Below are 23,215 nucleotides of genomic sequence, written 5' to 3' on the forward strand. Positions count from 1 at the left end.
GCGTACTTCTGTAAGTCTTGAGGTGCTGTCATGAAAAAATTTACCACTATCGCCTGTTTGATCGCTGTCGGATTGGGCATGGTTGCTGTGACCGGCGCCGCGCTCGCCATGTCGGCGGGGCGGCCCTCAAGTGATGTCCAGCTGGGCAAGGACCGCTATGCCTGCTTTGATCCGGCACAGGTGCGCAGTTTCGATACAGTGAGCGATAATAAGATCATCATCACGTCGGACCGCAACGAGGCCTATGAACTGAGCCTGACGGGTATATGCTTCGGTTTGCAGAGCAGTTTCGGCATTGGCATCCAGTCGCGGATGGGCGGTATGTCCGATATCTGCGGGCCTTTTGATGGTGAGATTGTCTTCCGTGATCATGGCAGCGATCGCATCGAACGGTGCACGATCAGTCAGGTGCGACACCTGACCGGCGAGGAAGCGGCGCCCTATGTGGTGAAGCGCAAATCCGAACGCTCGAAGTAACGATAGAATTGGGAGAAATGAAAATGACGAACAAGACATATCTGGCCGGCTTTGCCGCTGCAGGACTTCTGGCCGGCGCGTTGGCCATCACGGCGCTTTCCGGTGCGGCGTCGGTTTCGGCGCGTGAAGCGCGTGACGACGATCGCGCTTCCACGCCGCGTCAGGCGCCGAAGTGCCTCGATGGCCGCAATATCGGCCGCACCCACATGGTCGATGACCATACGCTGCTGGTCTATGATACCTGGGGTAATCCCTATAAGCTGGATGTCCGTGGTCCGTGCCGCAGCATGAACGATTTCTCGACGGTCGGTTTTGAATTCAACGGTTCCGACCAGATATGCAAGGCGCATGACGCCAAGATATTGCGTTCGGAGAACGGTTCGCGTCCGGTGAAATGCCTGATCAATGGCGTGGAATCGATCAGCCGCGAAGAAGCCGACGCACTGGATAAGGGGTAAGATTATGAAGCATCTGAAGCTTGTAACGGGCGGTGTTTGCGCCCTGGCAGCGGGCGTTGTGGTGGCGATGACCGCCAGCCGGTCGATGGCGGATGACGACAAGCGCAGCAACAGCGTATCGGGGCGTCAGTGCGTGTCGTCGCCGCTGGAGGATTCCAAGGTCATCGACCGCGAGACCCTGATGCTGACCGATCGCTCGGGCAATGCCGTTCTGCTGCATATGACGGGGCCTTGCCTGCAAAAGAATGAGCCGGTCGGGCTGGAGTTCTTTGGCTCGGCGCGCGTCTGTTCGCCTCTCGACGTTACCGTCACCGGCGACATCTCAAGCGCTGTGCCGTTGCGCTGCATGATCTCGTCGGTCGAGGCCCTGACGAAAGATCAGGTCAAAGAGTATAACAATATGCGCTGATCCCTAATGGGATTAGTCATTGTCCATCTTGAGCGCGGCGATGAAGGCTTCCTGCGGTATTTCGACCTTGCCGAACTGCCGCATCTTCTTCTTGCCCTCTTTCTGCTTTTCCAGCAGTTTCTTCTTGCGCGTGGCGTCGCCGCCGTAACACTTGGCCGTCACGTCCTTGCGCAGGGCGCGGACGGTTTCACGGGCAATGATACGACCACCGATAGCCGCCTGAATCGGGATCACGAACAGGTGCTGCGGGATCAGCTCGCGCATCTTCTCGCACATACCACGGCCACGCATTTCCGCCCGATCGCGGTGAACGAGCATCGACAAAGCGTCGACCGGCTCGGAATTGACGAGGATCGACATCTTGACCAGATCGCCTTCGCGATATTCCTCTATGGTGTAATCGAACGAGGCATAGCCCTTCGATACCGATTTCAGGCGATCATAGAAATCGAACACCACTTCATTGAGCGGCAGATTATAGACCACCATGGCGCGGGTGCCGACATAGGACAGGTCGATCTGGACGCCGCGGCGATCCTGACAGAGTTTGATGATGGCACCCAGGTAATCGTCCGGGCAGAAGATGGTCGCCTTGATCCACGGTTCCTCGATGCTGGCGATCTTGACCGGATCGGGCATGTCGGCGGGATTGTGCAGGTCGATCACATCGCCGTTGTTCATGTTGATCTTGTAGACGACCGAAGGCGCCGTAGCGATCAGGTCGAGATTGAACTCGCGGCTCAGGCGCTCCTGGATGATTTCGAGGTGCAGCAGCCCAAGGAAACCGCAACGGAAGCCGAAGCCCAGAGCGGCAGAGGTTTCCATCTCGTAGGAGAAACTGGCGTCGTTGAGGCGCAGGCGGCCCATGGCGGCGCGCAGGTCTTCAAAGTCAGCGGCGTCGACCGGGAAGATGCCGCAGAAGACGACCGGCTGGACTTCCTTGAAGCCCGTCATGGCGGCAGCCGTCGGCTTGCGCTCGTCTGTGATGGTGTCACCCACGGCGGCGTCAGAGACTTCCTTGATCTGGGCGGTGAAGAAGCCGATCTCGCCAGGCCCCAAGCTCTCGACATCGACGGCCTTCGGCTGGAAGACGCCGAGCTTGTCGATCTTGTAGGACGCGCCGGCGTTCATCAGCTTGACCTGCTGACCCGGCTTCATGCGGCCGTTGAAGATACGCACCAGAACGATAACGCCGAGATAGGCGTCATACCACGCATCGACCAGCAAGGCCTTCAGCGGCTCATTTTCCTCACCCTTGGGGGCAGGCAGGCGCTTCACGACGGCTTCGAGCACATCCTCGATGCCGAGGCCGGACTTGGCAGAGCAGAGCACGGCTTCCGAAGCGTCGATACCGATGACATCCTCGATCTGGGCGCGGATACGCTCAGGTTCGGCGGCCGGCAGGTCGATCTTATTGAGAACCGGCACGATCTCGTGGTTGTTGTCGATGGCCTGATAGACGTTGGCGAGCGTTTGCGCTTCGACGCCCTGCGAGGCGTCCACTACGAGGATCGAGCCTTCGCAGGCGGCAAGTGAGCGTGACACTTCGTAGGCGAAGTCGACGTGACCCGGCGTGTCCATTAGGTTGAGGATATAGGTCTTGCCGTCCTTGGCCGGGTAGGTGAGGCGGACGGTCTGGGCCTTGATGGTAATGCCGCGCTCGCGCTCGATATCCATATTGTCGAGCACCTGCTCCTTCATCTCACGCGCGGTGAGACCGCCGGTGAATTGGATCAGGCGATCGGACAGGGTGGATTTACCGTGGTCGATATGGGCGACGATGGAGAAATTGCGGATCAGGGACAGGTCTGTGCTCATGCCGGTGGCGATAGCATGATGCGCCGCGAAAGGAAAGGCAGGGGGGCAGCCCCTGCACCCAATTGTTTTTAAGTTTGGACCGGCATATGGCTTTAGATAAAGGGGGGCGTTGCATGTCGTGGTTTTTTGATAAGGCGGATCAGGTCAGTGAGCCGTCGAAAGAGTGGGATTTCTATTTTTGCCAGGTCGATCATAAGCCAGCGTCAATCTTTGTCGATATCGGGCGTATGAACGCCATTCCTGATAAAGGCTTCCAGCATATGGCCTATCTCAGGCTCTATATGAAGCAGCCAAGAGAAGACGGGTTATCCAGCAACGAAGAATATCAAATCCTCTGTGATTTTGAAGATCACCTGAATACCAAGCTGATTGCCAAGGCCGGGATATTATACGTCGGGCGAAATACCAACAATGGCGTTCGCGACTTCTATTTCTATGTCAAAGAACCAAATGCTTTCTCTAAAGCATTGGCCACTCTTATGGCGACACTATCAGAATATGAATATGAAACCGGTGACCGGCTGGATGCCAATTGGTCTACTTACCGTGAATTTTTGTATCCAGATGCGAAGGCTTACAGAACGATTCTCAATCGCCGTGTGTTGGAAGCCTTGGATCAGCATGGGGACGATAAGGCGGTTCCTCACAAGTTAGATCATCGCGTATATTTGACTCAAAATAGTCAAGTCCAGCCTTTTATAGATAAAATTCTGTCTATGGGGTTTCAAATAGAAGCTCAAAATTCTGAAGATATTAATATCTTTATTGTTGACTTTTTTAGAGCTTATTTACTTCAGAATATCGACAATGTGACTGATATTATTGAAGGATTAGTCGAGGATTTTGGTGGCGACTATGATGGTTGGGGGATTGAAGTTATTTCTCCTTCATAGGACCATTAGGCATAACGATAAGACTGAGTTTGAATCTTACATATGGTCTACAGATGGCTGATAAAATTTAAAAAATGCGTGACTCATGGCGACGGTCTCAGAAGCGTCTCAGGGGGTCCCATTAACCCTGAGAGCAATTTTAGTGATTGCCAGACTCTCCATATTGCCCCCTTATGCTGGTCAGTAGCTAACTGGCGAAAAGTTCTAAAGGTGGCCTGATGAAAACGATCGCTCTTTCAGTCTCGGTAATATGCGGCCTTATGGCGACGCAAACCCTTGCCCAGGATGCAACAGCGAACGGTGGCGGCGTCAAGTGCGCGCCCGTTGCACAGCCTGATCTGGCCGGCGCGCGGGTCTTTACCCGTGACGGTAGCGACTTAAGCGACGCTGGTGAATATCCGCGTCTCGCCAAGACCAGCGCGGTCGAAGGGCCTGCGGCGGTCGATTGTGAAATTGGCGCCGATGGTTTCCTGACACGCTGCGTCGTCGCATCCGAAGGTGCAGCCGGCTACGACCTCGGGCAGGGTCTGGCAATTACGGTGCTGAAATGGGCCCAGACCGACACGTCGCGTCCTGATCACCAGCCGGGCGCCTGGCTGCGTTTCACCACCAACTGGAAGCTGGCGCCATCCCAAGTGGCCAGCACGCAAATCGCCAGTGCTCAAGTCCCCGGTGCTCAGGTTCCCAGCACGCAGATTGCCAGCAAATAGGCTGGCGCTACTTAATTCCAAACAATGTCAATGACACCGCGTCGGCCATGGCCTTGTAGCCTGCCTCGGACGGGTGAATATGATCGCCGCTGTCATACTCAGCCTTAAGATGGTCCAGCTTGGCCGGATCACGCAAGGCGGCATCAAAATCAATGACCGCATCGAAAGCGCCTGACGTTCTGATCCAGCTATTGATGGCCTGACGATCGGCCTCGCTGACGGGTTCGGGGTGATAAAAATCCATCCCCATATAGGGTGTGATGGTGCCGCCGTAGATCTTTAGTCCGCGGCTGTGTGCCTTGGCGATGATCTGAAGATAGGCCGCCTTTAGCTGACTCACCAGGGCTGCATGGGCGTCGGGTGTGGCCGGAGCCTCCTTGGTCAACATGCCGAGATCATTGACCCCTTCCAGCACGATGACATAGCCGATGCCGGACTGGCTCAGCACGTCACGCTCAAAGCGCGCCAGAGCGTTATGGCCGTTACCATCGAGCAGCAGACGGTTGCCGCCGATGCCAGCATTGATCACGGTCAGGGGATGCTCCTTAAGGCGTTCGGCCAGACGGTCCGGGAAGCGGCGGTTGCTGTTGGGTGTGATGCCGTAACCATCGGTAATCGAATCGCCGAAGGTGACGATGGCGCGGGTGCCGACTGGCGCCATGACGTCCACTCCGGCGATATGGAACCAGTGATTGACGGCGGTGGCACCCGGCAGATCGGCCTCGGCACTGTGACCGCCGGGTGCTAGATACGAGGTGGCGCGTGAGCCGGGATGGCCGGTTTGTTGCGCTGGCGGTTCTGCCATATGGAAGCTGATGGCGAGATCGGCCTGATCGGGCAGGGCGATGGCGACGGGATCGGAGAGATAATCGGCGCCGGCGGGAATGACGATATCGCTCATGCCGCCGCAGGTGACGGCGCGGTCACTGGCCGGATCTATGCCGGCACCGGCTGAGGACAAGGCGCGGGCGACGTGCACGTTTTGCAGGCGCAGTGGCGCGTTGCTCATGACGTTCGACAGCTTGATGCGGATCGTGCCGCCGCCTTTTGTGATGCGCACGATCTGACGCAGGGTGACATCGGTAGCGTCGACCGGGGAGAGGGCGCTATCGGCGCCGGGTGTCATCTGCGCCGAGGCCCAGGTGCCGACCCACGCAGGCGGTGGCGCCAAAGAACGTGTCAGGGCGAAGGCCGGTGTGGCCAGCAGGCTAAGGCCAAGCAAAAGTGCGGCGCGACGTGTGCCTGACAGCATGTTTCTCTCCCGATAGTCTTATTTGTTAGCGCTAACAGCGGCGCCAAATTTATGCGCCGAATATCATGCTGAGGCAAGTCCCGACAAAAAGGACCCCGGATGCCTTGGGTGAGAGGGCGGCATCCGGGGCCAGTTGGTCGAAATCAATCGGGGAGAAAGCTTACATGGCAGGCAGGAGCACCTTGTTGACCACGTGGATTACGCCGTTTGACTGGTTGACGTCAGCGATGGTGACTTGCCCTGTGGCACCGGAGCCATCGGTCAGCCAGATCATGCCGGCGGCATCCTTTTTGGCGGTCAGCGAACAGCCGCCGACCGTGGTGATTTTGTAGCTGCCGCCGTTCTGGTCGATCGCGTTGGACAGGTCCATGGCCGACACCTTGCCGGCTACGACGTGACAGGTCAGGATCTTGGTCAGCGTGGCCTTGTTCTCAGGTTTGAGCAGATTATCGACCGTGCCGGCGGGCAGGGCGTCAAAGGCGGCATTGGTTGGCGCGAAGACAGTGAAAGGGCCAGGGCCGGAGAGGGTATCGACCAGACCTGCGGCCTTGACGGCAGCGACCAGGGTGGTGTGGTCCTTCGAATTGACGGCGTTCTCAACGATGTTTTTCGTCGGGTACATTTCGGCGCCGCCGACCCAAGGGTTCTTCATCGCAGCGTTCGCCACAGGCTTGGCCGCAGCGTTTGTTCCTTCGGCATAGTGCATCTGGTGCGCGGGGTTCTGATCGGGTTGAGCCGGCTTGGTATCCTGCGCCATGGCGGAGGATAACGAGGCGCCGACGATAAGGGCGGTGATGGAAAGTGTGCGGTACATGGGCGTTCCTTTGTGAAGTCTGTGTGTCGTGGCTTGCAAAAGGATACGTCCCCGGATGGGGGTTGGATGGCCCACTTATCGCTTCTTTATATGTTTGCAGGCCTTACCACCTGCCTTTCTTATGAGGCGTTGCGCTTGACTCTGGCGGGGTAAATTCTAGCATCACCCGAAACTTTTTTCGGAGAGACCCATGTTCAAACGCATCCTGATGATGACCGCGGCCCTGACGCTCATGACCACGCCGGTTATGGCCCAATCGATCAGCGCAGCGCGGATATCGCAGGACGTCAAGGTGCTGTCATCCGACGCCTATGAGGGGCGCGGCATCACCACGCCGGCCGAGCAAAAGACGATCGATTACCTGGCGAAGGGTTTTGCCGCGGCGGGTTTCCAGCCCGGTGGTGACAATGGCGGATGGACGCAGGCCGTGCATCTGCGCCAGTTCATCGTCAGTGATTCGAAACTGGCTTTCAACCTGCCGGACGGCAAGACGTTCGACTTGCATCAGGGCCAGGAGATCACGGTCAATACGCGCGGCGCGCTCAGCGATGTCAGCTTCGACAAGGCGCCGCTGGTCTTCATCGGCTACGGCGTGACGGCGCCGGAACGCGGCTGGGATGATTTCAAAGGCCTTGATGTGAAGGGCAAGATCCTCGTCGAACTGATCAACGATCCCGATTTCGTCGAGCCGCAACTGATGACCTTCAATGGCAAGGCCATGACCTATTACGGCCGCTGGACCTACAAGTATGAAGAAGCGGCGCGACGCGGCGCAGCCGGCGTGCTGATCATCCATGACGCCGATGCCGCCTCTTACGGCTGGGATACGGTGCGTAATTCCAACAACGGCTCGAAGTTCGATATCGTCCGGCCCGATCCTTCGACCGCCAGTCCGAAACTGGAATCGTGGATCAGCCACGAAACGGCCGAGGCCCTGTTCAAGGCGGCCGGGCAGGATCTGGCGGCCTTGAGGGTCAAGGCGCGCGCGAAGGACTTCCAACCGGTCGAACTTACTGTGTCTTTGAGCGGCAGCTACAAGGTGGCCGCTACGGAGATCACCACGCATAATGTGCTGGCGCGCCTGCCGGGCACCACGCATCCGGACGAGACGATTCTTTACACCGGCCACTGGGACCATCTCGGCATCTGCGCGCCGGAGGCCAAGGACAAGATCTGCAACGGCGCGGTCGATAATGGGACGGGCATTGCCACCTTGCTGGAGATCGCACGCGCTTTCGGTCAGCCCTCAAGCAGCGCAGCGATAGGGCAAAAAAGTGCAAAGAAGCCGGAACGCAGCATCGTCATGGTCGCTTTCACCGCCGAGGAAAGCGGGCTTCTCGGTTCGGAATATTACGCTAGCAATCCGGTCTATCCGCTGAGCAAGACGGTGGCTGGCATCAATATGGATGCGCTGAACGTCAATGGCGCTACCCGGGATATCATTGTTGAGGGCGTCGGTCAGTCTTCGCTCGATGAACTGGTCAGCCTCTACGCCAGCGAACAGCACCGTGTTGTCGTGCCGGAACCTCGCCCCGAAAGCGGTGGCTTCTTCCGTTCCGACCACTTCCCGCTGGTGAAGCGCGGCGTGCCGATGCTGGTGGCCAGTTCGGGCGATGATATGATCAAGGGCGGCAAGGCGGCTGGCGAGGCCTTCAGCAAGGATTACACGGAAAAGCGCTATCACCAGCCGGCGGATGAGTGGTCAGCCAAATGGGACCTGTCGGGTCTGGTGGAGGACGCCACGCTCTATTATCGCATTGGCTCAGCACTGGCCAATTCTGCTATCTGGCCCGTCTGGCGTGACACATCCGAATTCAAGGGTGCGCGCGATTCCAGCGCCGCTGACCGGAAATAGGCGTTGCCCCTCACGTGGCGTTAGAGACTATGGCTTGTCCTGCGCCGGATGGTCCGGCGTACGGAGGGAGACTGTTGACTCGCTATACCGTCAAACAACTGGCTGATCTGGTTCGCATTTCGGTGCGAACCTTGCATCACTATGACGATATCGGCCTGCTGAAACCGGCCTACCTTGGCAATAATGGCTACAGATATTACGAACGGACGCAGCTTCACAGGCTGCAGCAGGTGCTAATGTACCGCGACTTGGGCCTGGGACTAGATCAGATCGGTGACATCATGGATGCGACCGATTTCGATGTTGCCAGCGCTTTGCGCGGCCATCGCCAGCGGCTGGTGGACCGTCTGAGAAGCCTTGGTGATCTGCTGAGTATTATCGAAACCACGCTCAGGCGCATTGATGGAGATGACATGACAGATACATATCCCAACATCTGGAAATCGGATGCTCAGGCGGCCGAATACAAGCAATGGCTGATGGAGCGCTACAGTGAAAAAGTTGACAGCTCCGTTGCGGACACGCGCCGCCGTATCACCGCCATGACGCCGGAAGAACGGACTGGACTTTCAGCGCAGCGCAAAGCTTGGGAGGGTGATTTGGTGACAGCATTTAAAGCCGGTATGACGGTTGAAACGCTGGCGGTGTCCGAGCTGCTGGTCAGGCACCGTATTCTGACGGCTGCCATAATAGGCGGGCCATGTATGCCGGAAACCTATACAAGCGTGGCCGACGCTTTCGGCTATGCCGGGTATAAGGATCATTTCGAAAGCCTGGCGCCTGGACTGACCGTATGGCTGACGTCCGGCATGAAAGCGTGGGTGGCGCTCGACGCGGCGGCATGAACGCGGTAGGTTCAGACTGCAAAACAGGAGGCTGGCATGGACTGGACACGGCGCAGCATGGTTATGGCGGGGGCGGCGACTCTGGCGGCTGGTCCTGTTCAGGCACAGCAACAGGTTAGTGATCCCGATTTCAAACCGAAAGTTGATATGCCGGCCATCGCAGGGAAGCACCTGACGATAGATCAAGCGCATAACAACTTCCATACGCGTGACGGTCGTTATGCGCCGTTTGCGCGGCTGATGACCGCTGATGGTTGGACGGTTGGGACGAACGACGCGGCCTTTAGCGCCGCAACATTGGCCGAAAACGATGTGCTGGTTGTCGCTAATGCCCTGCCGCCGAAGGGCGGCGAAGAGGCTTTCACGACTGAGGAATGTACCAACGTTGAACAATGGGTTAAGGGCGGCGGATCGCTGTGGCTGATCGCCGATCATGCCCCCTTTGGCAAGGCGGCGCAGATCATGGCGAAGGCCTTTGGCTTCGACATGGGCACGGGCTATGTGTTCGAACCGGAAGCAAACAGTCAGCTTGTCTTTACCGGCGCCGCGCTGGGTGATCATCTCATCATGCATGGGCGCAATGACAAGGAGCGTATTCGCAAGATAAAGAGCTTCACCGGCCAGTCGTTGAGTGTGCCGAAAGGCGCTACGGCCTTGCTAAAGTTTGGTGACCGGGCGCGTGAGGCACCAACACCCCAGGATATGACCCGCGGACGCAAGATGCCTGCAGTCGCCGGGCGATGCCAGAGCTTCGCGCTGGACTATGGCGCAGGGCGATTGGTGGTGATGGGGGAGGCAGCCATGCTGTCGGCCCAGGTGGTCATCCAACCAAATGGTGAGCGTATCTATGCCGGTATGAATGTCCCGGGATATGACGACCAGCAATTTGCGCTGAATGTAGGACGTTGGCTTGAGCGTGTCCTGTGAGCCTGACCTTGCAACACCTCTGTGAACTGGCTCTGGAACTGCCTGGTACCGAAGCCTCGGAATCGTGGGGTGCGCCGAACGTCAAGGTAGGCAAGAGGGCGATGTTCTACTGGAATTCGAAGTGGGATGCGCCGGTCTTCAAGATGGATTTTGAGACGCGCGACGTTTATCTGGAGGCTGATTCCGAGACCTTTTTTATCACAGATCATCATCGTAATTGGCCATGCATCTTGGCGCACAAGGACAAAATCGATGAGGACTGGATACGCGGAAATCTGCGTCAGGTGTGGCTGGCGCAGGCACCGAAAAAGCTTCTGAAGGCGCATGAAGCGGACGTCAGAACTTTGTAATTGATATCCCGAAATTAAGAATTGCGGCCGGCTTGCGGCGGATCAAGCCCTATTGACGACACATGACTCTGTCATCGTCAAATCAACCGGGGAATTTGCGCGCGTAAGGGGATGTTAGTAAATACGGCATTAACCTTCATGGCGATACACCCGATCTTTTGAGTTTGAGGAGTCGCCGCATGGAGCGTCGTTCGTTTCTTCTGGCCGGTGTGGCCGCCGCCGCCACGCCCTTGATCGCTGGCCTCGCCCCGCGCTTGGCTATGGCGCAGGATTATCCTGTCGAGAAAGGCCAGCCTGCCGAAAAGCAGGAATATCGCTATTATACGCGTGATGAAATCCTGACCGCAGGTTCGGATTTCCTCGGCGTGACCGTCGAAGCGCTTGGCGGCGCGCTGGAAAAGATCTTCGCCGACTATGGCGATCACCCCACCGCCTATATCGCCGGCACCGAAGCCTCCGGCGCGGTCGGCATCGGCGTACGCTATGGCAAGGGTAACCTGTTCATGAAGGACGTGCCGGAGCCGACACAACTGTTCTGGCAGGGGCCATCGATCGGGTTTGATACCGGCGCCAACGCCTCGCGCTGCTTTACCCTGATCTATAACCTGCGCGAGCCGATCTTCATGTATCGCCGCTTCCCTGGTGTCGAGGGTTCGGCCTATTTCATCGGCGGCCTCAGCCTGACCTACCAGCGCGCCGAAGGTATCGTGCTGGCGCCCATCCGCGCCGGTGTCGGCTTCCGTCTCGGCGCCAATGTCGGCTATATGAGCTTCTCGAAGAAGCGCCGTATTATTCCATTGTAAGAGCTCAAACGCCGCATAGCTCGGCGCATCAGCGCCGGCGCGTGATCGCGCTTGCCGAAACCTCACGGTTTCGGAACTACACCGCTACTCTTCGACCTTCACGTGAGCTGATAAAGCCAAGCTCCAGTAATCGCATCACTTTCAGCGCGTCCTCTCCGCTCACCGGATTGGGCGCGTTGTCGGGTATGGCCTTCGCCATGGCCTCGTAATAGGCAAGGTAATTGCCGGTTGTGGCCACGATCTCCTCCGGCATGCCTGCGACATCATCCGTGACCGGTGTGAAACGTCCGGTGACCGGATCGGCGCCCCAGCCAGGATCGCCCGGTGTGCGACCGGCTTTTAGCATCTCTTCCTGCGTATCCATGCCATACTTGACGAAGGCGCCCTTTGAGCCCTGCACCTCAAGGCAGGGGCCGTTGATGGTGGTCATCATCGAACTGTGCAGGATGACGCGCAGCGGGCCGTAGCCGAGCGTGACGTGGAAATAGTCATCGGTCTGCGCAGCCGGACGCTGGCCCGTGATATCGGCCATGATCCATTCCGGCTGTCCGAAAAGGCTCAAGGCCTGATCGAGTAGGTGCGAGCCGAGGTCGAACCAGATGCCGGAGCCGGGACCCGCGCGTTCACGCCAGCGATCGCGCACCACGGGCCGCAGACGGTCATAGCGCAGGATAAACTGATAAAGGTCGCCGAGGCGCGGACGTAGGGCTTGGAAAGTCAGGTAGTTGCTGTCCCAGCGGCGGCAATGGAAGACCGATACGAGTTTGCCGACCCGCTCGGCATGGGCCAGAACCGATTCGCCTTCCGCTACACTGAGCGCAAAAGGCTTGTCGATGACGACATGCTTGCCGGCTTCCAGCGCTTCGTGGGCCTGTGAGGCGTGAAGGTCGTTCGGTGTGGCGATCACCACCAGTTCGATAGCGGGATCATTGAGTGCGGTGGTGAGATCGGGCGCGACCGTGACACCAGAGATATCTGACAGCACATCGGCAGGGCGTGACGATACGATGGTCGTCAGCTCAAGCCCTTTGGCCGCGCGGATCAGCGGCGCGTGGATGGTCTTGCCGGCATAGCCGTAACCGACCAGCGCTGCCCTGACCCTAGGCATAGTTGAAACTCACCGAAATGCGCACATCGTCGCTCAGATTGATCGGCACCTCATGGCGCAACCAGCTTTCCCACAGCAAAACCGTTCCGGCCAGCGGCGTGGCGCAGACAAAGCTCTGGTGCTCCGGCTTGCCATTGGCCTTGCGCAGGGGGGCGTTCATCATAAAGCCGAGGCGCGGGTCTTCGAGGCGCAGGGCGCTTGAGCCTTCGGGGATGGAGACGTAAAACGTGCCGGAAATGACGCTGTGCGGATGGATATGGCTAGAATGGTGGCCCATCGGCTCCAGAACATTGATCCACATCGAGTCAAGCTTGAGCTTGCGGCCGTTGAGATCGAAATCGAGCTTGTCGGCAAAGGCGGCGACGTGGCTGTCGAGTATGGCTTTCAGGTCGGCGAAGATGCTGGCGCGGGCCGGCAGGTCGTTCAGCGACGCATAGGAGGTATAGCCGAGGTAGCCCTTGGTCTGCGACCAGGTCTGCCCGGCCTCGTCCTCATCGGCGATGGCGCGGCAGGTGTCGTCGAGTTCGGCAAGGAAATCCTCGAACTTGGCATCGCCGAGATCGGCGCGGTAAAGCTCGGTGACGAAAAGAGGGGTGACGGAGGCGGGGGCTGTTTTGCTCATGGCGTTTCCCTAAGCTTATAGGGCGTTCAGGGCAAGACTCAAAACTACTCCACCGTCGGGCAATCGCCGGCCAGCTTGCGCTGGTAGGCGTCGACCAGGGCCGTGTAGGGGGGCACAAAGGCGTTGGCGGTCAGTTGCGTGCCGTCGGCCAGTTGTTCGGCCTGCGCGATACGCACCTCGAAATGCAGGTGGATGGTGGTATATTGCTGCACGCCGTTGGAAACGCCGAGATTGTTTGAAACGAGGCCGAGCTTTTGCCCGCGCTTCACCGCATCGCCAACCGTCACCTTGACCGAGCTTTTTTGCATATGCAGGTAACGGTAAATGCGGTGCGGCGCGCCGTTCCCGGTGACGGCTACGGTATAGGAACCGACCTGTGTGACAACGCCGTCCTCGGCCGCCACGGCCCAGTACATATTGGCCTTGCAGGTGGCTGGGCGAATGTCCTGGCCCTGGTGGCCCTGACCGCTGGCACAGACCGGATTGTTCCAGCCGCGCGCCTCGCAGAAATTGTCCTTCCACGGATAGGCGTAGTTGACCGGGTCGCACTGGACGCCGTGATTGCTGGCCGTGGTGGTGGGGTAATGGTCGCCGCCGGGGCTATAGACCTGTGAATTTGCGTAGACGGGCGTCTGGGCCATCGGGAAACAGATGCCCGGCGCCCAGTTGCTGACATCGGTGTAGCCGCTGCCGGAGCCGGCGACGAGGGCGGTCGCGGCGCCATGCGGGAAATCGACCATGGCGACTTCGGAAGCTGATTCGGATGCCACTTCTGATGCGGCATCGGACGCTTCCGCGCTTTCTAAGCTGTCCGCGCTTTCGGATTCGCTGGCTGAGGCGCTGGCGTCACCGCCATCGACCGGCGGCTTGCTGTCACAGGCGTTCATACCGAACAGCATGGCGGCGAGGAAGATGGCGACATTGATGGGATGACGGCGCATGATCAACTCGCCTTCGTCAGCTTGCGCACCGACTGGACGGCGCCGTCCAGCCAGTTGGCGGGCTTTGCGACCGCCCTATTGGCTTCTGCCTGGGCTTCGGCGCCGAGGGTCACGTCATCGAACTGCGCGATGGCGTTGCGGATATAGCCGTCGCTCTGGCAATCGGGGCTTTTGATATCATCGCAACTGACATCGAGGCTGTAGACCACGCCGTAGCGCGTGAAGGTGCCGGTCCAGCCGTCCTCCATCTGACTGATGCGGACGTCCTCGACCACATTGAGCAAGCGGGCGACCGGTCTTTTCGACACGGCGCCGGCCTCGGCCGGCACGAAGGAGCGGTTGCCGTACATGGTGATCTGCACGCCCTTGGCCTGCGGCATGTTGAGCGCGTAGGCATCACCAAAGCTCACCAGTTTGGCCTTGGCGGCATCAATCACGCCGGCGCGCGGCAGGATGACGGGGAGGCGGGTGCGGTCGAGTTCAGCCTTGGGCAGGCGCGCCAATATGCCATCCGACTTGCGCAAGGACTTTTGCTGGCTGGCGCGCTCAAGGGCTGACTGCCACTGCACCGGTGCGGGCGGCAGCGCCTTGCGTAAAAGAACAGGGCTGCCATTTCGGAGGTCGCCGCGGAAGGTGGAACTGGCCTGCCGATTGGTGGCCACCTGCCGCGCCTCAGCGCTGTAAAACACGGCGCCGGCGCCCATCGTCAGCGCGACCACAGCGGCTGCTACGGCAGCAATCTGCTTTTTGGACACGTCAAAGCCTCCCCATCCATCCCACAGCGCCAATCTGACGCCGTCACCCACGCGGCAAGTTAACAAAAAGTTAACACCCTGTCACGTGTGAAGAAGGAAATGGATGAAGAGGCTTTACCTTACTCGCCTTGGGAGAGGTTTATTTCTCCAGTTCGAAGGTCGCCGACACGTTGACGCTCAGTTGCAGTTCACCGGAAGAGACGGGCGTCGAGGAATCGGCCGACTTGGCGCGCATCGACATCATCATCGGCTGCGGCTGGTTGTAGACCGGGCCGCCTTCATCGATTGTGATGATACGCTTAACCTTCATGCCGGTGGCAGCCGCATAGAGATTGGCGCGCTTGAGCAGGGTGGCGACGGCGGCCTGACGGGCCTGATCGAGCACGGCTTCATCATTCTTCAGGCCAAAGGTGATGGCATTGACCTGATTGATGCCGGCCTTAATCACAGCGTCGATGACCGGGCCGGTGCGGGTCAGATCGTTGACGCGCACGGTGATCTGGTTCTGGGCCTGATAGCCGGTCAGTTTCGGGGCCTGACCATCGGTGTAATCATACTGCGGGTTCAAGTTGAGGCTTGAGGTCTGGATGTCCTTGGCAGCGATCCCGGCGTCCTTGAGGGCGGCCATGACCGTATTCATGCGGACATTATTGCCCTTCATGGCTTCGGAGGCGCTGGAACCTTGCGTCACCACGGCGAAATTGATCGTGGCCATGTCGGGTGTGGCGCTGACCTCACCGGAGGCGTTGAGGCTGAGCGTGCTGGGCGCCGGCATGATCATAACGGGCGTCTGGGTGGCGGCCTGAGCGCTTGCCATCAGAGGGGCGGCGGCCATTCCGGCCACAAGGGCGCCTAAAGCGAAGGATTTCAGCAGGGCGGATTTGGCGTTACGGATGGCGGTCATGTGGATGGTCTTTCTCTATATTGGGTCGCATGTCGATATGACAGTCCGCAGCTTGCATCGTTTGTATGACGCTTCTCTGCGGTAAGCTCATAATGGCGCAAGCTGCATGAATGTGGCCTGAACAGCGTGGATAGCTAAAAAATGGGGTTTAAATCATGTGGCGTGCATGTTAGGCACGGCCTCCCTTCGGGCGCCTTTCGCGTTTTGGGGGCGAGTAGCTCAATGGTTAGAGCCGACCGCTCATAACGGTCTGGTTGGGGGTTCGAGTCCCTCCTCGCCTACCAACCTCCTTTCCCAATAGATCCCATATGTGTTCAAAACTCCTTATTTTAAAAGGGAATATTGAAAATTCTCGTCCCTTGAGGTACCGTTAAATGTCACCTGTTCTCATATATTTGTTGGGATGTTTAGGTCAGATACCAACACGGGTTGGCCGGGATACCAACACATGTCGCTCAGCGAATTAAGAATTAAGGCGTTAAAGCCTGCCGAAAAGGCTAAAAAATATTCTGACGGTGAGGGGCTTCATATCCTTGTGACACCTTCTGGCGGAAAACTCTGGCGCTTGGCCTACCGTTTTGAGGGCAAACAGAAGTCACTAACGTTTGGAGCTTATCCGCATGTGAAGCTTCTTGACACTCGCCGCTTGAAGGATGATGCCAAGCGATTGTTGGCGAAGGGGGTTGATCCGTCTGCTAAGGTGCCCGCTAAAGAGAAGGCTAAATCGATTAGCTTCGAGGCGATGGGGCGCGAGTGGTTCAACTTAAAGCAAGGAGCATGGGTCGACCATCACAGCAGCCCGATTATCTCAGGCTTGGAGAGAGATGTATTCCCGGTTCTAGGTGCGAATTGATAACCGAAATCGAGCCTCCCGAAGTCTTGGCTGCGATTCGAACGGTGGAGGATCGAGGCGCCATCGACACGGCCAAACGCCTCCGACAGACCATCAGTTCAATCTTCAGGTACGCTATTGCCAACGGAAAGGCGAAGTACGATCCAGCAGCTTCGCTCCATAACGCGATGCGACCGGCACCGAAGGTCAAGCATCAACCGAGCATTCGGGAAAAGGAATTGCCCGAGTTTATCATTCGCGGCTGTCGATCCATGGTCTCCGCAGCACGGCATCAACCATTCTAAACGAGAGTGGTCTATTCAATTCTGACTGGATTGAACGGCAATACATGGCGCCTAACACTCCTTATGAACACTCACTGATCGAGGTGAGGCTCGTCGTCTCGCAGCCCATTCCTTGCTTGATGGGTGCTCGTCCAAGTTTCGCAATTTCGATTGTCCAGCATTCCATCTTCGAGGAAATCGATTTTACACCCTGCCAGGCCCGTCAGGTGGCTAAACCTGTTGAATGGAAGTTTAGCCACTTCTCTATACCACATTAACGCCTTATCGGTATCTTTTGCGAAACCGATTCCGTGCTCATACCGCTTGGCGATTGCAACCATTGCGTCCGGATCATGTTGCTCTGCTGCTGCCAGATAGAACTCGGTAGCTTTGGACTGGTCAAATCCAACACCCAGTTGATCAGCAAAGACAGGGTCGTCATAAATAAACGCTATGGTCGACTGGGCACCTGCCAATCCTTCCATTGCAGCTTTTTGAATTACAGCAAAAGCTTGCTTTCGGTCCTCTATGGAGGCGTCGAAGGCAGGGTCTTGAAATGGATTGAGTATTGTAAATGCCCTTTCGAGTTCACCAAGCCTTCGCTGCTCCAGTCGTCCCTCTACTGTGATATGCTCAAACAAATCCGCCGATTCAGCAGCAAAAGGTATTCCATGCTCGGCGGCCATTCGATACCATTTAGCCGCCAACTCGCTGTCTTGAGGGACGCCCAAACCTCGGCCGTACATCTCTCCAAGCATTTGGGCAGCCGAACTATTGCCATTGTTGACGGCTTTACGAAACCAGAACAAGGCCTTTGCGTAATCCTGTGGCGCGCCATTGCTTCCGTGAAAATAGTCTAAACCAGCACCTTCGTATGCCTGCACGTCACCTTTTTCCGCGCGGCTGATAGATTTCCCGAAGTCAGTGGCGGTTGTTTGCGCGATCACAGGAAATGGCTGAACTATCAGCAGGCATATATAAAAAATCCGGCAAATTGACGCAACTGATTGGCTCATTCTTCTCCCCCCTATGGAATTGCAGACTTTAGACGGAAGGCCTAAAACTCTAAAGCACATATCATTCCGGATTAGATTTTTCCCTGTCGCCGCTGGGCCAGAAGCAAGTGTTATCCTATTATTGAAACAGTTGCTTAGGAGAGGAGCATAATGGCACCGGCATTTTACCACATTGATCTTCAGTTGCTGGGAAGTGTTCACCTCCAAAGTGTGGCCGTTCGGCCGTTGGGGGGCGTTTAGCGGGAGGGGCGGCTGACCGACACCAAATACGGATACCTATGCCCATATACGGGCTGACTGGCTAAATGTTGAGGCTTGCGAATTGCAAGTTGTCATTTAAGCGGGGCACTCGTTCGGCTTCGCCATAAACATCGAACGGATCATTTGCATAGCCTCGCGCTGCTCAATCTTGTTTGTCGCCATGGCGATTCGGGTCATGGCTTGCGCCATGCCGCCCAAGATGATGTCGCCCGCCATTCCATTGACCTTGGGGCCAATGGAATCCAACACAAGCCATTCGACCGCCTCGACTATTTGTTCATAGGTCAAGCCGCTCGCGGCTATTTCCTGGCCCGTTAGTCGTTGGTCTGACACGTGTCCCCTGTAACAGGGTGGCATCATTTCACCATTTTGCGTGTCTGAACAGCGACTTTGCCGACAGTCTTAAAGGATGACCTCCGTCATCCACAGTTTCCGCTCACTGGTAGCTGTCAATTAAGGTGACCGTAGCTGAACGGCAGCCGAAGTGGCCTGCGTAACGGCAAGTGGAATGTGTTTTGCTGGTGGTCATCTGAATGCGAATGGAGTTTCGGAATGAGACATATTAGGTACGCAGAGAAACCTAAAATTGCCGAAAAACAATCTGGCAAGGGCAATGTTGACCTCATCATGTACGTTGTCGCGTGGTGTGGCTTTACCCTTATCGGGGTGGCATTTGTTTTAATGTGGCACGTCTGAACTCACCCAGTCTCGATGATTTATCTAGTGCTGTGAGGAGCTTGCCTTACAGCTTACATTTGGCGATTAAGAATACCTGGTTCGCATTGTAACATCGCAACGGTCACTGCAGGCTCAGACAAGCAATGAGGACTTCTATGATGCCGCTTACGACGTGCAGTTGGGTGTGTTCGTCTGATTTAGAAGAACCATACGTCTCCGGACAAAAGCCAAACACCCGCCAGATAAGCCTCTGGCGGGTGTAGTCATAAAAGCCTTCAAGATGCCCGAATTGACCGCATCGGCGACACAGGGGCCCCAAGCAAGCGGTCAAATCTGGGTCAGGACATAGTCTATAGCTGCGCAGACCGCGGCCACCTGGGCGTCGCTGCATTCCTTAGGGGAGGCGCGGGGACTGTCAGGATAAACCTCGGTCGTCGTCGTGTAAGGCGCGCCGGTGATGCCCGTGCACATGGCGTATTTGGCTACCGGATATTCAATGACGCCATGCGCAACCAAGGGGGAGCCGATGATGTTGCCGTGCGCATCTGGCGGCGCGATGTGGGTGACGGCTTCCACCGCGGTGACAATCGCCTGTTGAAACTCCGGCTGCGGATTGTCACTGTCGTCCACCAGATAGAAGCCGTCAGGGATTTCACCCGGCTCATAATCCTTGCCGTCGCGTGCTGCGAGCGCCGGTCGGAACTCGCTTTCATCGCTATCGGTCGTCTCATGAAGGTCGATGTGCATGAGAACTTGTCCGTGCAGCGGCGACAATAGCTGGATCAGCGCGGCCGATTCCGGGGCCGGACCGTCCGCGCGGAAGTTGCGATTAGGGTCAAGAGCGTCATAGTTCCAGCGGTTGACACGTTCATAACCCCACGGGCTGACGCAGGGCGCCACGATAAGATTGACCCTGCCCGCATACTTGGCCGCCTGGGTTTCCAGAAAGGCCAGCGCACCTGTCACGCCACTGGTCTCATAGCCGTGGACGCCGCCAGTCACCAGCGCCACCGGCAAGGTGGGGTTCCAGTCGCGCGAACGCAGCGCAAAAAGCCGGTAGCTGTCGTCAGAGTAGTTGAGCTCTCCATAGGTTACGACGTCGAACTGGGCCGATAGGGCGTCTATGCGAGGGACGACATCCTCGGCATAATTGCGCAAACGAATGCGGTGTTGGCGCCAGGTGTCGAGCTCAGCTTCGCCCCAGGGCGTTCCTGGTAGTCCGATAGGGTAGGTGGCAGCAGTCATCATGGGGCTCGCGGTCAGAGAAAACGTGCTCCAGATTAAGGACGCACGGGCGTGTGTGTCAAACCCGTCTTTAGGGTTGTTCGACGCGCTTAGTCGTCTCTCAGTTTTGGCTTGTTCGTATACAGCGCGCGGCACTTCGAGACTATTCTCAGCCTGACGAGGCCCCCAATCTCCAAGCGTCAATTCGTAGCGATCATCATATGCCTCAGCCTTCAGCACGTTAACTTGAAGGTGTTTCACTGGCTGATTGTCTAGGGCCAAATTCATGAAGCTTAGACTTCCCCATGCACAAGCGAAATAGATGACCACAGTCAGTGCGGCTATCGGTCCATCCCATGGCCGCCTGGATGACCATGTGAAGGCGGTGGAGCCTTATGGTGTAAGGAACGAGCACACGCCGATAGGCTCACTATGAGCAACCCCCGTTGTGCTTGACGCCTTAGTTGACACCTCGAGGCGGGCCAATTCAATTGGCTAATGCCTCACGGACATAATGGTCTAGTAGGTCCGGGCATTCTCTCTGCTGGTCGTTCTAGCGGCTGTTGAGAACAGCATCCAGTTCCCTGGTACGGCGCCCCGAAAGCCCTGCGGCCTCGGCAAACTTTGGCCAGAGGTCGAGGGCGGCTTTCACACAATCATAGGCTTCTGCGGCATCAGCCACCCTAACACCAGAAGCCTTGGCCTCAGCCATAATGTGTGCGTTGTTGGGGTTTCGTCCCTCGCCAGCAATGGTCAGGTTATGTTCGCCCCCGGGGCCCGACGAAAAGGTGATGTCGTAGGCAGGTGTGGCGCTCCATATGCCATCAGCATCCATCGCAAACCCATGGTTTTTCGCATGATCGTCCCTGTTCCGGGCCAAAACGTTGAAGACCATGCGGCGGAACATTTGCTTCACATGACGCTCATCGCGTGTCACGATACGCGTAGCCTTTAATAGGCTGCCGTAGTCTACGGACGGGATTCGATGATCAGCATGCAGTAATCCACTCAGTGTGTGGATGTGACGGCTTCCCTCCGCTGTGCGGTCAAACCGTTCGACGGCAAAATAGCGAGCACCACTTTTACCACTTAGCAAAAGGGTCTTTGGCATGTCGACACCCGCTGCCTGCGCCATCAAAGAATAAGCATATTCTTCCGCGCCAATCTCCTCGGAGTCGCTATCCGCTTTGAATTTCACGATGTATGGAGCGTATCCTTCAGGCAAGCCCGTATTCCGATCTGGAAACAAAAGACCGGTTTGAACATCGAGACCTACGACAATCTTGGGTCTGACGCCAGCGGAGCCTCCCTGTTCCGCCAGTAGTCGGTCAATGTCCGCCTCAGTGGCATCGCGTTGAGCGAGTTCGGCCTGCGATGCGAGCCAGTCAAGCTCTAACGCCGCCTTGTCTGGTACATCCAGATCACCCGTCGGCTTGTAGCGCAGGGCTCCCATGCCGCTCGTCCCTACAAAGGACAGCCGGTCCAACGGACTCAGACTCTGGTGATCGTAACCGAGGCGTTGGAGGTGGCGATCTAACAATTTTCGCCCCCAGCCATCCGGCAAACTATCGTTGAACAGGCCGTGGAGGCCCTCAAAGGGTACGTGAGGGGCTGCAACGGCACCGCGTTCGAGGCGCATAGCTATTGGGGAGAGGGAGAGCCGTGTCTCGATAAATTCGGCAGCGTATTCAAAATAGCTGCGACGCTCAGCCGTACTCCACGCGAGCGTTCCCACAGCTTGGGTGCGCCCAGCTAGATCGAGCGAGACGTCGAGTCGGGTGACATGATCAACATTTTTGAGCACCTATTTCCGCCTTCCACGTTGGCGGACGGACGGGTTCGCTACGTCTTCAATGTGTATGTAAGTGAAAGGCGGGAACAGGCTTTCAAATTCACTGACCGCATCGAGCGCGAACGCGATGCGCACGATGGTGGCAAAGGAAGCCTTGCCCTCTTTTTCGAACAATTTCAGAGTCCCCAAGCTTACGTCGGCACGCGCCGCCAACCCTTCTTGCGTAAGGTTCTGAGAGAGCCGTCGCGCCTTGGCCCTATTGGCCACATCGCGCAAAAGTTCGTTTGGTGATTTCAGGGCAATGGATAACATAATGCCTGTTAAATGCCATGGTGGCAGGTAATAGTCAATATGTTGTCTCTAATATGACGCGCAATGTGGGCGCTGCGGTGTCCCCGGCATTAAGAGTGAGGCAGAGCCGGATGACTAATTCGCGGTGGCGAGCGCGTCAATTGCGACCTAAGTCCAGCGGGCGTCAGCCATTCTAAAAATGCCGGTTTAGTAATTTGCCCCGCCTGAGAGCAGACGAGGCAGGGCTATGACCGTTCAGTATGTGAAAAAAAAGATATCGTCCTCATCTCCAGCCTGTCGATATGTTCTAGGAGCCCGTCCGAGTAATCAGTTTTGGGGTTAGGCATTTTTTGACGCGGTTCGGCACTATCGGGCTCTGCCATTTTTTTGGTGCGGCCTGTCTCTTCAAAAGGTGTTTTGTCTTTAGGTTGCCTTGGCGAGCTTCGGGATGTTGTGGACGGTACAGATCATTGCCCATTCGGCGGATACGTTTTCTATTCCTCGCATTAGAAACTGACGAAAGCCTCTGGCGTGTTTGATCTGGCCAAACACAGGCTCTACCGTCTGCTTGCGTAAACGGTATGGACTTTCAAAGCCGCCTTCGCGCAATCGTTTGCGCATCTCTTCCGTTTTGGGCGTTTTGGCCTGGCCGCCATCAGCGGCCGGGCCGTTATGCTTTTGGCGTCCGGTTGCAATAAAGGCGTCTATTTTCCGATTTTCCATAGCCGCTATATTGGCTTCGGAGCAATAGCCTGCATCAGCCGATAATTCGTCTGGAGCCTTGCCAGTATTGGCAATAACGGCGTCAACCATAGAGATTTCCACAGCGGGCGGATGTAGGCGACCCCTTCGCGTTCGGCCTGACTGAAGGTTATCATTGAACGCTCACTCATAAT

General features: G+C 57.2%; 27 protein-coding genes and 1 tRNA gene. 13 read left to right on the forward strand and 15 right to left on the reverse strand.

Annotated features, from left to right (window positions below; all coding sequences use genetic code 11):
- Positions 1-30: 30 nt before the first annotated feature.
- Genes B060_RS0100925 through B060_RS0100935 form a run of 3 tightly spaced genes read left to right on the forward strand, consistent with a single transcriptional unit; the run spans position 31 to position 1,344 of the window.
- Complete coding sequence (locus tag B060_RS0100925; RefSeq protein ID WP_018079869.1) at positions 31-477, forward strand: DUF6491 family protein; 447 nt, start codon at positions 31-33, stop codon at positions 475-477.
- Positions 478-500: 23 nt separating this feature from the next.
- Entirely contained in the window at positions 501-935 is a 435-nt protein-coding gene (locus B060_RS0100930; protein ID WP_155847594.1) for a DUF6491 family protein, read from the forward strand.
- Positions 936-939: 4 nt separating this feature from the next.
- Positions 940-1,344, forward strand: coding sequence for a DUF6491 family protein (locus tag B060_RS0100935; RefSeq protein WP_018079871.1), 405 nt, complete (start codon positions 940-942; stop codon positions 1,342-1,344).
- 12 nt (positions 1,345-1,356) lie between these two features.
- On the opposite strand, the gene lepA is transcribed toward B060_RS0100935, so the two are convergent.
- Positions 1,357-3,162: a translation elongation factor 4 gene (gene lepA, locus B060_RS0100940; RefSeq protein ID WP_018079872.1), complete on the reverse strand. Its 1,806-nt coding sequence runs from the start codon at positions 3,160-3,162 to the stop codon at positions 1,357-1,359.
- Positions 3,163-3,248: 86 nt separating this feature from the next.
- Between lepA and B060_RS0100945 the strand changes: the two genes are divergently transcribed.
- Together B060_RS0100945 and B060_RS0100950 are read left to right on the forward strand one after the other, a co-directional pair.
- Positions 3,249-4,055 carry a DUF695 domain-containing protein gene (locus B060_RS0100945; protein ID WP_081606768.1) on the forward strand — a complete coding sequence of 269 codons (807 nt, stop codon included), beginning with the start codon at positions 3,249-3,251 and terminating at the stop codon, positions 4,053-4,055.
- 218 nt (positions 4,056-4,273) lie between these two features.
- Positions 4,274-4,765 (forward strand): hypothetical protein, encoded by a 492-nt coding sequence (locus tag B060_RS0100950; protein WP_018079874.1) that lies wholly within the window; start codon positions 4,274-4,276, stop codon positions 4,763-4,765.
- A 7-nt stretch (positions 4,766-4,772) separates the two neighbouring features.
- Here the strand turns inward: B060_RS0100950 and B060_RS0100955 are convergent, their stop codons facing one another.
- Positions 4,773-6,017, reverse strand: coding sequence for an SGNH/GDSL hydrolase family protein (locus B060_RS0100955; protein WP_018079875.1), 1,245 nt, complete (start codon positions 6,015-6,017; stop codon positions 4,773-4,775).
- Positions 6,018-6,177: 160 nt separating this feature from the next.
- A complete protein-coding gene (locus B060_RS0100960) occupies positions 6,178-6,831 on the reverse strand; it encodes a fasciclin domain-containing protein (protein WP_018079876.1) in 654 nt (217 codons plus the stop codon).
- 190 nt (positions 6,832-7,021) lie between these two features.
- Between B060_RS0100960 and B060_RS0100965 the strand changes: the two genes are divergently transcribed.
- The 5 genes from B060_RS0100965 (at position 7,022) to B060_RS0100985 (ending at position 11,611) form a co-directional block, all read left to right on the forward strand.
- Positions 7,022-8,686 (forward strand): M28 family metallopeptidase, encoded by a 1,665-nt coding sequence (locus tag B060_RS0100965; protein WP_018079877.1) that lies wholly within the window; start codon positions 7,022-7,024, stop codon positions 8,684-8,686.
- Positions 8,687-8,760: 74 nt separating this feature from the next.
- Positions 8,761-9,531: a MerR family transcriptional regulator gene (locus B060_RS27050; protein ID WP_018079878.1), complete on the forward strand. Its 771-nt coding sequence runs from the start codon at positions 8,761-8,763 to the stop codon at positions 9,529-9,531.
- 36 nt (positions 9,532-9,567) lie between these two features.
- Positions 9,568-10,458, forward strand: a complete 891-nt coding sequence (locus B060_RS0100975; protein WP_018079879.1) for a hypothetical protein — start codon at positions 9,568-9,570, stop codon at positions 10,456-10,458.
- The gene (locus B060_RS0100980) at positions 10,455-10,808 is read left to right on the forward strand and encodes an MmcQ/YjbR family DNA-binding protein (RefSeq protein ID WP_018079880.1); all 354 of its coding nucleotides are present in this window, start codon (positions 10,455-10,457) and stop codon (positions 10,806-10,808) included. The genes B060_RS0100975 and B060_RS0100980 overlap by 4 nt, the downstream gene beginning before the upstream one ends.
- A gap of 179 nt (positions 10,809-10,987) precedes the next feature.
- The gene (locus B060_RS0100985; protein ID WP_018079881.1) at positions 10,988-11,611 is read left to right on the forward strand and encodes a DUF1134 domain-containing protein; all 624 of its coding nucleotides are present in this window, start codon (positions 10,988-10,990) and stop codon (positions 11,609-11,611) included.
- Between the two features lie 76 nt (positions 11,612-11,687).
- Here the strand turns inward: B060_RS0100985 and B060_RS0100990 are convergent, their stop codons facing one another.
- The 5 genes from B060_RS0100990 to B060_RS0101010 all read right to left on the reverse strand — a co-directional run bounded on the left by B060_RS0100990 (position 11,688) and on the right by B060_RS0101010 (position 15,941).
- Positions 11,688-12,719 carry an oxidoreductase gene (locus B060_RS0100990; RefSeq protein WP_018079882.1) on the reverse strand — a complete coding sequence of 344 codons (1,032 nt, stop codon included), beginning with the start codon at positions 12,717-12,719 and terminating at the stop codon, positions 11,688-11,690.
- On the reverse strand, positions 12,712-13,341 hold the full coding sequence (locus B060_RS0100995; RefSeq protein ID WP_018079883.1) for a TIGR02466 family protein: 630 nt from the start codon (positions 13,339-13,341) through the stop codon (positions 12,712-12,714). Before B060_RS0100995 ends, B060_RS0100990 begins: the two co-directional genes overlap by 8 nt.
- Positions 13,342-13,385: 44 nt before the next feature.
- Complete coding sequence (locus tag B060_RS0101000; protein WP_236621551.1) at positions 13,386-14,282, reverse strand: M23 family metallopeptidase; 897 nt, start codon at positions 14,280-14,282, stop codon at positions 13,386-13,388.
- Positions 14,283-14,284: 2 nt separating this feature from the next.
- Entirely contained in the window at positions 14,285-15,037 is a 753-nt protein-coding gene (locus B060_RS0101005) for a hypothetical protein (RefSeq protein ID WP_155847595.1), read from the reverse strand.
- 139 nt (positions 15,038-15,176) lie between these two features.
- Positions 15,177-15,941 (reverse strand): SIMPL domain-containing protein, encoded by a 765-nt coding sequence (locus tag B060_RS0101010; RefSeq protein ID WP_018079886.1) that lies wholly within the window; start codon positions 15,939-15,941, stop codon positions 15,177-15,179.
- Positions 15,942-16,149: 208 nt separating this feature from the next.
- On the opposite strand from B060_RS0101010, the gene B060_RS0101015 reads away from it, so the two are divergent.
- The 3 genes from B060_RS0101015 to B060_RS28370 all read left to right on the forward strand — a co-directional run bounded on the left by B060_RS0101015 (position 16,150) and on the right by B060_RS28370 (position 17,078).
- Positions 16,150-16,225, forward strand: a tRNA-Ile gene (locus B060_RS0101015).
- Positions 16,226-16,389: 164 nt separating this feature from the next.
- Positions 16,390-16,794 carry an integrase arm-type DNA-binding domain-containing protein gene (locus B060_RS25920; protein ID WP_026172488.1) on the forward strand — a complete coding sequence of 135 codons (405 nt, stop codon included), beginning with the start codon at positions 16,390-16,392 and terminating at the stop codon, positions 16,792-16,794.
- Entirely contained in the window at positions 16,719-17,078 is a 360-nt protein-coding gene (locus B060_RS28370) for a tyrosine-type recombinase/integrase (protein WP_413783233.1), read from the forward strand. The genes B060_RS25920 and B060_RS28370 overlap by 76 nt, the downstream gene beginning before the upstream one ends.
- Positions 17,079-17,149: 71 nt before the next feature.
- Here the strand turns inward: B060_RS28370 and B060_RS0101030 are convergent, their stop codons facing one another.
- The 7 genes from B060_RS0101030 to B060_RS0101055 all read right to left on the reverse strand — a co-directional run bounded on the left by B060_RS0101030 (position 17,150) and on the right by B060_RS0101055 (position 23,132).
- On the reverse strand, positions 17,150-18,073 hold the full coding sequence (locus B060_RS0101030; RefSeq protein WP_026172490.1) for a tetratricopeptide repeat protein: 924 nt from the start codon (positions 18,071-18,073) through the stop codon (positions 17,150-17,152).
- Between the two features lie 336 nt (positions 18,074-18,409).
- The gene (locus B060_RS0101035) at positions 18,410-18,622 is read right to left on the reverse strand and encodes a hypothetical protein (RefSeq protein ID WP_157405614.1); all 213 of its coding nucleotides are present in this window, start codon (positions 18,620-18,622) and stop codon (positions 18,410-18,412) included.
- 717 nt (positions 18,623-19,339) lie between these two features.
- A complete protein-coding gene (locus B060_RS0101040; protein ID WP_018079889.1) occupies positions 19,340-20,260 on the reverse strand; it encodes a M14 family metallopeptidase in 921 nt (306 codons plus the stop codon).
- 217 nt (positions 20,261-20,477) lie between these two features.
- The gene (locus tag B060_RS28375; RefSeq protein WP_081606772.1) at positions 20,478-20,651 is read right to left on the reverse strand and encodes an IS1096 element passenger TnpR family protein; all 174 of its coding nucleotides are present in this window, start codon (positions 20,649-20,651) and stop codon (positions 20,478-20,480) included.
- A gap of 138 nt (positions 20,652-20,789) precedes the next feature.
- Positions 20,790-22,040, reverse strand: coding sequence for a type II toxin-antitoxin system HipA family toxin (locus B060_RS0101045; protein ID WP_018079890.1), 1,251 nt, complete (start codon positions 22,038-22,040; stop codon positions 20,790-20,792).
- Positions 22,041-22,340, reverse strand: a complete 300-nt coding sequence (locus tag B060_RS0101050; RefSeq protein ID WP_018079891.1) for a helix-turn-helix domain-containing protein — start codon at positions 22,338-22,340, stop codon at positions 22,041-22,043.
- Positions 22,341-22,742: 402 nt separating this feature from the next.
- Positions 22,743-23,132 (reverse strand): transposase, encoded by a 390-nt coding sequence (locus tag B060_RS0101055; RefSeq protein ID WP_081712340.1) that lies wholly within the window; start codon positions 23,130-23,132, stop codon positions 22,743-22,745.
- Positions 23,133-23,215: the final 83 nt, after the last annotated feature.

The sequence above is a fragment of the Asticcacaulis benevestitus DSM 16100 = ATCC BAA-896 genome (genome assembly GCF_000376105.1).
GTDB classification, from domain to species: Bacteria; Pseudomonadota; Alphaproteobacteria; order Caulobacterales; family Caulobacteraceae; genus Asticcacaulis; species Asticcacaulis benevestitus.